We start from the raw sequence: 11846 nt of genomic DNA, 5'->3' as shown, positions 1-11846 counted from the left end.
GGCGGTTCCCCTGATGCGAACGGCCCGGTCTCGACCGTTTCGCGAACCGCGTGAAAGGGCTTACACTCGCATCGGCCGCGGGTGCGACGCCCGGGGCCGACCCGGCAACGCGAATGCTCAATACCCTTCTCCACCTGGGAGTCCAATTGCATCAGCAGCAGCACGCCGTCAAGGAACGACTCGACCGCTTCGTCAGGGAGCGGTTGGAGCCCGCCAGGGAGCGGGCGAGCGCGCCCGTCCGGGTCGAGGCGTGGGCGGCGCCGGGTGAGCCGGTGTCGTTCGCGGAGGCCGTCGCGCAGGAGTACGCGCCTGTCGAGGAGGGCCACGCGTGGGGCCGGGCCTGGGGCACCGTGTGGTTCCGGGTCTCGGGGACGGTGCCGGCCGAGTGGTCGGCGGGCGCCGGCGAGGTCGAGCTGGCCGTGGACCCGGGGTTCGTCGGGGACGGCGCGGGGTTCCAGGTCGAGGCCCTGGTCTTCGACGGGAGCGGCCGGGCGCTCAAGGCGATCGAGCCGAAGAACGACTACGTGCGGCTGCACCTGGCGCCGGGTGCGTCGTTCGAGGTGTACGTGGAGGCGGCGGCGAACCCCGACGTGTTCACGTCGGGCGAGCGGTACGCCCCGACGCCGCTGGGCCGCTGGGAGACCGCGCCCGACACCCCGATCTACCGGCTGGGCCGGATCGCGGTGGTGCACCGGGACGCGGCCGTGTGGGAGCTGGTCCAGGACGTGGCGACCGCGCGCGGCCTGGCCCTGGAGCTGCCGGAGGGCTCGCCGCGGCGGGCCGAGCTGTTCGCGGCGCTCGACGCGATGGTCGACGCCGTGCACCCGCACGACGTGCACGGCACCGCCGGGGCGGGCCGGGAGGCGCTGCGGGAGGTCCTGGCCGCGCCGGCGGCGCGGAGCGCGCACAAGGTGTTCGCGGTGGGGCACGCGCACATCGACTCGGCGTGGCTGTGGCCGGTGCGCGAGACGGTGCGCAAGTGCGCGCGCACGTTCGCGAACGTCCTGGAGCTCATGGACGAGGATCCGGAGCTGGTGTTCGCGTGCTCGTCGGCGCAGCAGTTCGCGTGGATCAAGGAGCACTACCCGGAGCTGTACGCGCGCATCGGTGAGCGGGTCGCGGAGGGCCGGTTCGTGCCGGTCGGCGGCATGTGGGTCGAGTCGGACACGAACATGCCCGGCTCGGAGGCGATGGCGCGGCAGTTCGTGGAGGGCAAGCGGTTCTTCCTGGAGGAGTTCGGGATCGACACCCGCGAGGTGTGGTTGCCGGACTCGTTCGGGTACACGGGGGCGCTGCCGCAGATCGCGCGCGCGGCGGGCGCGGGGTACTTCCTGACGCAGAAGCTCTCGTGGAACGAGGTGAACCGGTACCCGCACCACTCGTTCGACTGGGAGGGCATCGACGGGACGCGGATCTTCGCGCACTTCCCGCCGGTGGACACGTACAACTCGAAGCTGTCGCCGCAGGAGCTGGCGCACACCGAGCGGAACTTCGCCGACAAGGGCCGCGAGAACATGTCGCTGGTGCCCTTCGGCTTCGGCGACGGCGGCGGCGGTCCGACCCGCGAGATGATGGCGGCCGCGCGGCGCGCGGCCGACCTGGAGGGCTCGCCGACGGTGCGGATCGCGCCGCCGATCGAGTTCTTCGAGGCGGCCGAGGCGGAGCTGGCGTCGCGTCCGGTGTGGAGCGGCGAGCTGTACCTGGAGAACCACCGCGGCACGTACGCGTCGCAGGCGCGCACCAAGCGCGGCAACCGCCGCAGCGAGGCCCTGCTCCACGAGGCCGAGCTGTGGGCGGCGACCGCGGCGGTGCGCACCGGGGCGGCGTACCCGCACGAGCTGCTGCGGAGCGCGTGGCGGACGGTGCTGCTCAACCAGTTCCACGACATCCTGCCCGGATCCTCGATCGGCTGGGTCTACGACCAGGCAGCGAAGGAGTACGCGCAGATCGAGGCGGACCTGGAGCCGGTGATCGCGGACGCGGTCGCGGCCCTGGGCGGCGGCGGCGCGGACGGGTTCGCGAACTCCGGACCGTACGAAGTGGACGGCGTGCCGGCGTTCGGCGCGGGCCCGCGGGTCCTGGACGGCTCGGTGGCCGTGTCGCGCGAGGGCGGCTCGATCACGGTCGACAACGGCGCGATCGTCCTCGTCCTCGACTCGGACGGCCTCATCACCTCGCTGGTGGACAAGGCGACCGGCCGCGAGACCGTGCCGCCGGGCGAGCGCGGCGGCCTCCTCCAGGTCTTCACCGACACCCCGCGCCACTACGACGCGTGGGACGTCGACATCGAGTACCGGCGCTCGGGCCGCGACCTGGTGGCGGCCGACGACGTCGCGGTGGTCGAGGACGGCGGGGACCGCGCGGTCGTGCGCGTCGCGCGGCGCTTCGGCGCCTCGGCGATCACGCAGACGTTCACCGTCGAGGCCGGCCGGCGCGCCGTCGACGTCGAGACCGCTGTGGACTGGCATGAGCGCCAGCACATGCTGAAGTTCGCGTTCCCGGTCGACGTGCACACCTCGTCGGCGCGGTCGGAGATCCAGTTCGGCCACATCGAGCGCGCCACCCACACCAACACGAGCTGGGACGAGGCCCGGTTCGAGACGTGCGCCCACCGCTGGGTCCACGTCGCCGAGTCCGGGTGGGGCCTGGGCGTGGCGAACGACGCGACCTACGGCCACGACGTCACGCGCCACCCCCGCGCGGGCGGCGGCACGTTCTCCGTGGTGCGCCAGACGCTCCTCAAGTCGCCGCTGTTCCCCGACCCCGAGGCGGACCAGGGCGCGCACGTCTTCCGCACCGCCCTCGTCCCCGGCGGCGTCGCCGAGGCCGTGCGGGCCGGGTACCGGCTCAACCTGCCGCTCCGCGCGACTACGGCGGGCGCGGTGGCACCGCTGGTCCGGGTCGAGAACCCGGCCGTGGTCGTGGAGACGGTGAAGCTGGCCGAGGACGGCTCCGGCGACGTGGTCGTGCGGCTCTACGAGGCGCACGGCACCCGCACCGAGGCCGTGCTCGACCTCGGCTTCGCGGCCGCGTCGGCGGTCGAGACGGACCTGCTGGAGCGCGAGGTCGAGCGGGCGGCGGTGCAGGGAGCCGACAGCGGCTCGGTGTCGCTGGCGCTGCGGCCGTTCCAGATCGTGACGCTGCGGCTGACGCGGGCGTAGGACGGGAGGGGGCCGGGCGCATCAGCGCCCGGCCCTCTGGCGTGTCTGCCGTTCGCGCCCGTCTGCGCATGCGGCGCAGCGGGGTCAGGCGGTGCGGCCCTCCGGCCAGTCGCCCGTGGCGGCGAGGTCGAGGATGAGGGCGGCGATGTTCCAGGCGTCGTCGGCGCCGGAGTGGTGCCGGCCGTCGAGGGGGAGGCCGGCGATGTCGAGGGCCTGGGCCATGCCGGGGCGGCGCTTGAGGCCGCGGGCCTCGGTGAAGCGGAGCTTCGCGTTGGTGTGGCGTCCGGAGAAGGGGTAGCGGGTGCCGGTGGCCTGGCACTGGCGCTGGAACTGGTTGCGGTCGTAGTCGCCCCAGCTGGCCCAGGGGCGGGAGTCGGCGCGGTGCTCGGCCGCCAGCTCGCGGCAGGCCTCCTCGAACTCGACGCCGGTGTCCACTTCGGTCTGGGTGAGGCCGGTGAGCTCCTTGCAGAACTCGCTGACGCGGGAGCGGCGGGGCCGGACCAGGATGCGGTGCTTCGCGACGCGTTCGCGGGCGGCGAGGTCGACCACGGTGAGGCCGATCTCGATGATCTCGTTGACGGCGCCCGCGGGCGGCTGCCCGTCCCAGCAGGTGGCCTCGACGTCGACGACGTTGAGCAGGGTGTCCATGCCTTGCAGCGTAAAGGGCCCGTCCACCCGGTTTCGGGAGGACGGGCCCGGGACGGTCAGACGGCGGTCCAGCGGCTCTCGTCGGCAGCGCTCGCCTCGACGGCGGCCAGGACCTTCTGGACCTGGAGCGCGTCGGCGAACGACGGGGTCGGCTGCTCCCCCGCGCCGATGGCGTTCACCAGGTCGACGACCTGGTGGGTGAAGCCGTGCTCGTAGCCGAGGCCGTGGCCGACGGGCCACCAGTTCCCGGTGTACGGGTGCTCGGGCTCGGTGGCCTGGATCTTGCGGAAGCCCGAGTTCGGCCCGTCCGCCGAGTCGTAGAACCACAGCGAGTTCATGTCCTCGAAGTCGAACGCGACGGACGCCTTGGAGCCGTTGAGCTCCAGGCGCATCGCGTTCTTGCGGCCGAGCGCGAACCGGGTGGCCTCGAAGACGCCGATGGCGTTGCCCTCGAAGCGCGCGGTGAAGACCGCGGCGTCGTCCACGGTGACCGGGCCCTTGGGGCCGTCGGTCCCGCCGTGGCCGCCGAGGCCCACGAAGTCGCCGCCGACCGGGCGCTCCTTGACGAACGTCTCGAGGATCGCCGAGACGCCCGTGACGTTCGATCCGGAGATCCACTGGGCGGCGTCGATGATGTGCGCGCCGATGTCGCCGAGGGAGCCGGAACCGGACTTCGACTTGTCGAGGCGCCAGGTCAGGGGCGCGTTCTCGTCGGTGAGCCAGTCCTGCAGGTACTGGGCGCGCACGTGGCGGATCTCGCCGAGCGCGCCCGAGTCGACCAGCCGCTTGGCGAGCGACAGCGCCGGGGTGCGGCGGTAGCTGAAGCCGCACATGGCAAGTGCGCCATGGGCTTTGGCGGTCTCGGCGGCCGCGGTCATCTGCTCGGCCTCCTCGACGGAGTTCGCCAGGGGCTTCTCGCACAGCACGTGCTTGCCCGCTTCGAGCGCGACAATCGCGATCTCGGCGTGCAGGTTCCCGGGGACGCAGATGTCGACGAGGTCGATGTCGTCGCGCTCCACGAGGCGGCGCCAGTCGGTCTCGACGGAGTCCCAGCCGAACTTGCCCGCCGCGGCGGCGACCCGCTCGGGGTCGCGCCCGGCGAGGGCGGTCATCTCCACGGCGAGCGGCAGGTCGAAGAAGCGCGGCGCGGTGCGCCACGCGTGCGAGTGGGCCGCGCCCATGAAGGCGTAGCCGACCATGCCGATGCGAAGCGTCTCAGTCAATGCGGCTCCCTCGGTTCAGGCCGCCGCGGACCGACGGCCACCCTTGCAACACAGCGAGGATATCGGCGTCCGACGTCGTCGCGAGTGCGGTGTCGAACGAGCCGTCGAGGATCTCGTCGATCGCGACGCGGCGGCCCTCGGCGGCGCTGCGGACGGCGGCCTCGACCATGGCGAGGCTCAGGACGTTGGCGTGGACGCGGCCCATCGGCTCGCGGCCGGTGCGCAGCGCGGCGGTGAACTCCCGCAGCGACCCGGCGATGCCGTCGCCGGGGTCCTCGGCGGCGGCCTTGGACTCCGGGTCGGACTCAGGATCGTTGTCGCCGTCCCACACGGCGGTGCCGTGCTCGGCGGAGACGCGCCAGGCGCCGTTCCAGGACGTCTCGAGGCCGGGGCTGCACCACGAGCCGTTGAACGTGAACCGCGCGCCGCCCTCCATCTCGAACGCGGCGGCGGCCGCGGCGTTCCCGGCGTACCAGGACCACGGCGGGTTGTACTCGTCGCAGACGACCGCCACGGGGTCGGCGTCGAGGAGGAAGCGCGCCATGTCGAACTGGTGGATCGCCATGTCGAGCAGGAGCGGGCTGGCCATCTCGTCGCGGAACCCGCCGAAGCGCGGGGTCTTGAAGAAGTCGACGGCGACGGTCCCGATGCGCCCCAGCGACGCCAGCTGCGCCTTGGCCTGGAAGAGGCCGCGGTTGTAGCGGCGGGACTGGCTGACCATGAACAGGTGCCCGTGGAGCTCGGCGGCCGCGGCGAGCGCGATCCCCTCGGCGACGGTGGCGGCCACGGGCTTCTCCCCGAGGACGGGGAGGCCGGCGCGGAGCGCGGCGATCGTGACCGGGTGGTGCGCTTCGGGGATGGTGGCGTTGACGAGTGCGTGGGCGCCGGTCCGCTGCGCGAGTTCGACCGCGTCGGTCCCGGTGGCGAGGTCGCGGCCGAGGTCGGCCGCGGCCGCCTCGGTCGCGGCCGGGTAGAGGTCGGCGACGCCGACGAGCTCGGTCTCGGGGTCGGCCTCGATGGTGTGCATCCAGGCGCGGCCCATGCCGCCGGCGCCGACCACGACGAGGCGGAGGGGCCCTTCGATGTCGAGGCCTTGCTCGCTGAGAACGCGGAAGCTCATCGCTCGAACGCCCCGCGGTAGCCCTGGCCGTTGAAGAAGTCGTCGGTGTCGTAGCGCAGCAGGGTGGGCGTCTCGCGCTCGCGGTCGGGGCGGGCCCATTCGATGCCGTTGGCGATGACGTGGTTGACGTCCGGGTGGTGGTAGACGGGGAAGTCCTGGTCGCCGGGGCTGAAGTAGAAGATCCGGCCGAAGCCGCGGCGGTAGGTCATGCCGGAGCGGAAGACCTCGCCGCCGGTGAACCCGGAGATGAAGACGAGCTCGTCGGGGGTGGGCACGTCGAAGTACTCGCCGTACATCTCCTGCTCGGGGATGACGATCGGGTTGGGGATGCCGCGGGCGATGGGGTGCTGCGGGTTGACCGTCCACACCAGTTCGCGGTCGTGCTCGGAGCGCCAGCGCAGGGTGCAGGTGGTGCCCATGAGCTTCGTGAAGATCTTGGACCAGTGTCCGGAGTGGAGCACGACCAGGCCCATGCCGGCGAGGACGTGGCGGTGGACGCGCTCGACGACCTCGTCGGCGACCTCGCCGTGCGCGGCGTGGCCCCACCAGACGAGGACGTCGGTCTCGTCGAGGACGTCGGAGGTGAGGCCGTGCTCGGGCTCGTCGAGGGTGTGGGTCGAGATGACGGCCTTGTCGCCCAGCCATTCGCCCACGCCCTTGGCGATGGCGCCGTGCATGCCGTCGGGGTAGCGCTCGGCGACGGAGGGCTCGACCTGCTCGTGGCGGTTCTCGCCCCAGATGACGGCGCGAATCGGTGCGGTTGACATGCGGTGGTGCTCCTTATGAGTGTTTTGTGCGTTGTGAGCTTATAAATCGGCGGCGGCCGGCGGGCGCGGTTCCGGTCATGCGCCGGGGTCCGTGCTCGACCGGACGGTGAGGGTCGGCGGGAGCAGCACGTGCTCGGGGGTCTCGGGCCGGTCGATGACCAGGCGCACGAGTTCGGCGGCGATGGCGGCGGAGGCCTGGCGCACGGAGGTGATGCCGACCGGGCCGAAGGAGGTCAGGGGGGTGTCGTCGTAGCCGGTGACGGCGACGTCGCGGCCGGGGGCGAGGCCGCGGGCCTGGAGGGTGATGACGGCGCCGGCGGCGAGGGTGTCGGCCTTGCAGACGATCGCGGTCGGCGGGGACGGCGAGTCGAGCAGGTCGGCGGTGATGCGCACGCCCTCGGCGAGGTCGCTGCCGGAGTGGACGATCCGGTCCGGGGCGGTGGAGGAGTCGAGGCCGAGGCGGGCGCAGGCGGCGCGGTAGCCGGTCTCGCGCTGGAGCATGGTCTCGCTGGCGTGGTTGGCGCCGACGAAGGCGAGTTCGCGGTGGCCCTGGTCGCGCAGGTGCTGGACGGCGAGCTCGATGCCCTGGGCCGCATCGCCTTCAGCCCAGGACCAGGGGCTGTCGAAGGCCTCGCCGGTGCGGCCGTAGGCGGCGAAGGGGATGCCGCGGCGGCGGAGCTCGACGGGCCGGGGGTCGTCGGAGCCGACGTTGGAGATGACGAACCCGGCGACGGACTGGCCGAAGTACAGGTCCTCGCAGGCGGTCATGAGGGTCTCGGTGTCGCGCTGGGTGATGAGGGTGAGGTTGCGGTCGGCGGCCTGGCAGGCGACGGCGAGGTCGTGGAGGAACACGTCCATGTACGGGTTGCCGGCGGTGTCGGGGGCGGGGAGCACGTACCCGATCTGGCGCGGCTGGGCGAGGCGCAGACTGCGGGCGACGAGGTTGTTGCGGTAGCGCAGCTCCCCCATCGCGGCGTGGACCTTCTCGCGGGTGGCGGGGGCGACGACCTCGGGGCGGTTGATGACGTTGGAGACGGTCATGACGGAGACGCCGGCGCGGTCGGCGACGTCGGCCATGCTGGCCTTGCGCCGCCCGTCGGGGGTGGTGCCCATGCGCCGCCTCCTTCCATGCCGTCGCGCCGCGGGCGATTTTAAGCATAAAGTCGCGGGCCGGTCAAGTGGGATGCTCGCGTTCTACGGCGCGTCCCGCAGGTACGCGAGGACGGCGAGGACCCGCCGGTTGGTGTCCTCGGTCGGCGGCAGGCGCAGCTTGGCGAGGATCGCGCCGACGTGCTTGCCCACGCCCGCCTCGGAGACGAACAGGTGCCGCGCGATGGCGGCGTTGGAGCGGCCCTCGGCGATGAGCGAGAGGACCTCGCGCTCGCGCGCGGACAGGGCCGAGAGGGGGTCGCGGCGGCGTTTGAGCAGCTGGCTGACCACCTGCGGGTCGACGGCGGTGCCGCCCGCGGCGACGCGGCGCAGGGCGTCGACGAACTCCTCGACGTCGACCACGCGGTCCTTGAGCAGGTACCCGATGCCGCGGCCGCCGCCGCGGTCGAGGTCGCAGTCCAGGAGGTCGGCGGCGTACCGGTGCTGCACGTACTGGCTGAGGACGACGACGGCGAGGTCCGGATCGGCCCGGCGCAGCTCGACGGCGGCGCGCAGGCCCTCGTCGGTGAAGCCCGGGGGCATGCGGATGTCGGTGACGACCATGCCGGGCCGGTGCTCGGCGACGGCCGCCTTCAGGGCCTCGGCGTCGCCGACCGCGGCGGCGACGGTGAAGCCGAAGCGCTCGAGGAGCCCGGCGAGGCCTTCGCGGAGCAGGACGCCGTCCTCGGCGAGGACTACGCGGTGCGGGTCTCGGTGCACGGCACCTCCACTCGTAGGACGGTCGGGCCGCCGGCCGGGCTGGACAGCAGCATTCTGCCGCCCGCGACGGCGACGCGGTCGGCGAGGCCGGTCAGGCCCGTGCCGAGGCCGGGGTCGGCGCCGCCGCGGCCGTCGTCGCGCACGTCCACGGTGAGCGTGCCGTCGAGGACGCGGGCGGTGACCGCGGCGGCGGCCGCGCCGCTGTGCCGGGCCACGTTCGTCAGCGCCTCGGCGACGACGAAGTACGCGGTGTGCTCGACCTGCCCGGGCAGGCGCCCGTCGAGGCGGGCGTCCACGTCGACCGGGACGGGCGAGGCGTCGGCGAGCTCGCCGATCGCGGCGGCCAGGCCGAGGTCGGTGAGGATCTGCGGCCGGATGCCGTGGATGAGCTCGCGCAGCTCGGCCATGAGGTGCTTGGCCTGGTCGTGGGCCTCGCCCACGGTCGCGGCGGCGGGCGAGTCGGGCGGCAGGTCGAGCCGGGCGAGGCCGAGTTTCAGGGTGAGGCCGACGAGGCGCTGCTGCGCGCCGTCGTGGAGGTCGCGCTCGATGCGCAGCCGCTCGGCCTCGAAGGCGTCGGCGAGCCGGGTCCGCGAGCGCGAGACCTCGACGAGTTCGGCGCGCAGGTCCTCGGCGGGGCCGCCGGTGAGGAGGGCGCGGGCGACGGCGGCGTGGACGCCCGCGAGGAGCGTCGCGAGATACGGGAGGACCGCCGCCAGCGCGAGGCCGAGCGCGACGTAGGGCGGGGTCTGCCCGAGGGTGTGGACCTGTCCGAAGCCGAGGGCGATCGGGAGGTCGCCGGGTTCCTGCGCGATGACCAGGACCGGACTGGCGAGGAGCGTGGCGGCGAGGAGCGCGGTGAGCGGCACGGCGAGGCCGAGCACGGGCGAGGCGAACGCCAGCGCGCAGGCGTACGCGGTCTCCAGCCACGCGCCGGGGTCGGTGTAGCGGGCGAGCGGGCCACCCGCGGAGCGGCGGGGCTCGACCGGCCGGTGGTCCACTCTGGGCAATCGGCGGAGGGCGGCGCGGGCCAGGGGCCCGGAGGCGGGCGGGCCGAGGACGGCGGCGAGCGCGAGGCCGATGAGCATGAGCACCGCGGCCTCCGCGATCCCGAGGCCGCCTTCGCCGAGGCGCGCGGCCAGCACGACCCAGGGGACGCCGAAGAGCGCGAAGGCGACGGCGGCGACCGGGAGGATCGCGAGGAGGTGGAGCGCGGACCGCCACGGCCAGGCGGTGGCCGGGAGGCGGCGCCGCGCGAGCGCCTCCAGCGCGGTCTGCGGGTCCTCGTTCATGGGCCCCACGGTAACCGGGCCCGGGGCCGGGGCCAATGGGTCCAGCCGTAGCCCGGGGGTATGCCTGGCCATACCCGGAGTCGATGCCTGGGCGTAGTGACCTGCGGCTGCGCAGGTGGTTTCGTATCGCCATGGGACACAGGAGAACCGGCGTCATCGCCTATTTGCTCATCGCGTTCGGGACCGCCTGGGGCGGCATCGCGTTCGTCTACTTCGTGCTCGACGGGTCGCTGGTGAACCCGCTGCTCCAGCTACCGGTGGCGTTCGCGCCGGCGGTCGCGGCGCTGGTGGTGCGGAAGTGGGTCGCGAAGGAGGGCTTCGCCGACGCCGGAGGGCGGTTGCGGGTGCGGGCCGCGGGGCGGTACTACCTGCTCGCGTGGGCCGGGCCGGCGGTGATGCTCGCGGCCTCGGTGGCCCTGGCGGCGGCCGTCGGCGGGCTCCGGCCCGAGTTCGGGCCGCTGCCGGAGCAGGCGCTCGGGGCGGACCTGCCGTGGGCGGCGGTGCTGGGGCTCGCGCTGGTGGGGCCGGTCCTGGCGATGCCGGTGTTCTGGGGCGAGGAGTTCGGGTGGCGGGGCTACCTCCAGCAGCGGGTCGGGCGCGGGCCGCTGTCCGCGGCCCTGGTGACGGGCCTGGTCTGGGCCGCGTGGCACTACCCGCTGGTGTTCACCGACTACACCGGCGGGGAGGACGCGGCGCTGACGGCGGCCACGTGGACGGTGCAGATCGTGCTCCAGGCGGTCGTGCTGGCGTGGCTGTTCCTGCGATCGGGGTCGGTGTGGGTCGCGTGCCTGGCGCATGCGGGGAACAACCTGGTCATCGGCACGTTCGGTCACCCGCTGCTGGTCGTGCAGGGGGGCTTCGCGGGCTGGCAGGTGAACCTGCTGGAGGCGGCGCCGCTGGCGGTCGTGTGCGCCTGGATCCTGCTGACGGGACGACTGCGGGACGCGGAGATGGCGCAGAACACCCTTAGCGGGGGAATTCCGGCAGCCGTGCGCTAGTTTCCCACTGGTATGAGCACAATCGGATTGATCGGCAGCGGCAACATCGGCGGCGCCATCGCGCGCCTCGCCGTCAAGGCGGGGCACAGCGTGGTCCTGAGCAACAGCCGCGGGCCGGAGACGCTCGCGGACCTCGTGGCGGAGCTGGGGCCGAACGCCCGCGCCGCCACGCCGAAGGAGGCCGCGGCGGCCGGGGACCTGGTGGTGGTGACCATCCCGCTGAAGGCGTACCGGACGGTTCCGGTCGAGGAGCTGCGCGGCAAGGTCGTCTTCGACACGAACAACTACTACCCCGAGCGCGACGGGCATATCCCGGAGCTCGACGACGAGTCGACGACCGTGAGCGAGCTGCTCCAGGCGCACCTGCCGGAGTCGTTCGTCGTGAAGGGCTTCAACAACATCTACCAGGGCCACGTGGGCGAGCTGGCCCGCCCGGCCGGCGACCCCGAGCGCTCGGTGCTCGCGATCGCGGGCGACGACGCCGCCGCGAAGCGGGCCGTCACCGACTTCCTCGACTCGCTCGGCTACGGCGCCTACGACGCCGGACCGCTCGCCGAGGGCTGGCGCTTCCAGCGCGACACCCCCGCGTACGGGGTGTTCTTCACCGCGAAGTTCAGCTTCGACGCCGTCCCGCCGCCGCGGCAGGTGACGCCGGAGATCCTGGAGCCGCTGCTCCAGGCGGCCAAGCGCTACCGCGACATGTAGGAACGACGCGAAAGCCCGGGACGGGCGTCCCGGGCTTTCGGCGTGTCCGGGCCTCGTCGGGCGCGG

General features: G+C 73.4%; 10 protein-coding genes. 3 read left to right on the top strand and 7 right to left on the bottom strand.

Features of this window, described 5'->3' with window-relative positions; genetic code table 11:
• The first annotated feature begins 146 nt into the window (after nt 1-146).
• A complete protein-coding gene (locus ABD419_RS08585; protein ID WP_344484488.1) occupies nt 147-3161 on the top strand; it encodes an alpha-mannosidase in 3015 nt (1004 codons plus the stop codon).
• Nucleotides 3162-3245: 84 nt separating this feature from the next.
• Here the strand turns inward: ABD419_RS08585 and ABD419_RS08580 are convergent, their stop codons facing one another.
• The 7 genes from ABD419_RS08580 to ABD419_RS08550 all read right to left on the bottom strand — a co-directional run bounded on the left by ABD419_RS08580 (nt 3246) and on the right by ABD419_RS08550 (nt 10077).
• Nucleotides 3246-3809 carry a 3'-5' exonuclease gene (locus ABD419_RS08580; protein WP_344484485.1) on the bottom strand — a complete coding sequence of 188 codons (564 nt, stop codon included), beginning with the start codon at nt 3807-3809 and terminating at the stop codon, nt 3246-3248.
• A gap of 56 nt (nt 3810-3865) precedes the next feature.
• Nucleotides 3866-5008, bottom strand: coding sequence for a Gfo/Idh/MocA family protein (locus tag ABD419_RS08575; RefSeq protein WP_344485345.1), 1143 nt, complete (start codon nt 5006-5008; stop codon nt 3866-3868).
• 16 nt (nt 5009-5024) lie between these two features.
• Nucleotides 5025-6152, bottom strand: a complete 1128-nt coding sequence (locus ABD419_RS08570; RefSeq protein WP_344484482.1) for a Gfo/Idh/MocA family protein — start codon at nt 6150-6152, stop codon at nt 5025-5027.
• Nucleotides 6149-6919 (bottom strand): ThuA domain-containing protein, encoded by a 771-nt coding sequence (locus tag ABD419_RS08565; protein WP_344484479.1) that lies wholly within the window; start codon nt 6917-6919, stop codon nt 6149-6151. The genes ABD419_RS08570 and ABD419_RS08565 overlap by 4 nt, the downstream gene beginning before the upstream one ends.
• Before the next feature lie 75 nt (nt 6920-6994).
• A complete protein-coding gene (locus ABD419_RS08560; protein WP_344484476.1) occupies nt 6995-8032 on the bottom strand; it encodes a LacI family DNA-binding transcriptional regulator in 1038 nt (345 codons plus the stop codon).
• 81 nt (nt 8033-8113) lie between these two features.
• The gene (locus tag ABD419_RS08555; RefSeq protein ID WP_344484473.1) at nt 8114-8788 is read right to left on the bottom strand and encodes a response regulator; all 675 of its coding nucleotides are present in this window, start codon (nt 8786-8788) and stop codon (nt 8114-8116) included.
• On the bottom strand, nt 8764-10077 hold the full coding sequence (locus ABD419_RS08550) for a sensor histidine kinase (protein WP_344484470.1): 1314 nt from the start codon (nt 10075-10077) through the stop codon (nt 8764-8766). The genes ABD419_RS08555 and ABD419_RS08550 overlap by 25 nt, the downstream gene beginning before the upstream one ends.
• A 131-nt stretch (nt 10078-10208) precedes the next feature.
• On the opposite strand from ABD419_RS08550, the gene ABD419_RS08545 reads away from it, so the two are divergent.
• Both ABD419_RS08545 and ABD419_RS08540 read left to right on the top strand, forming a co-directional pair.
• Nucleotides 10209-11075 (top strand): CPBP family intramembrane glutamic endopeptidase, encoded by an 867-nt coding sequence (locus ABD419_RS08545; protein WP_344484468.1) that lies wholly within the window; start codon nt 10209-10211, stop codon nt 11073-11075.
• Nucleotides 11076-11087: 12 nt separating this feature from the next.
• On the top strand, nt 11088-11780 hold the full coding sequence (locus ABD419_RS08540; RefSeq protein WP_344484466.1) for an NADPH-dependent F420 reductase: 693 nt from the start codon (nt 11088-11090) through the stop codon (nt 11778-11780).
• Nucleotides 11781-11846 lie beyond the last annotated feature (66 nt).

The organism is Glycomyces endophyticus (genome assembly GCF_039531525.1).
Taxonomy (GTDB): Bacteria; Actinomycetota; Actinomycetes; order Mycobacteriales; family Micromonosporaceae; genus Glycomyces; species Glycomyces endophyticus.
This window is presented reverse-complemented; position numbering and strand designations above follow the sequence as displayed.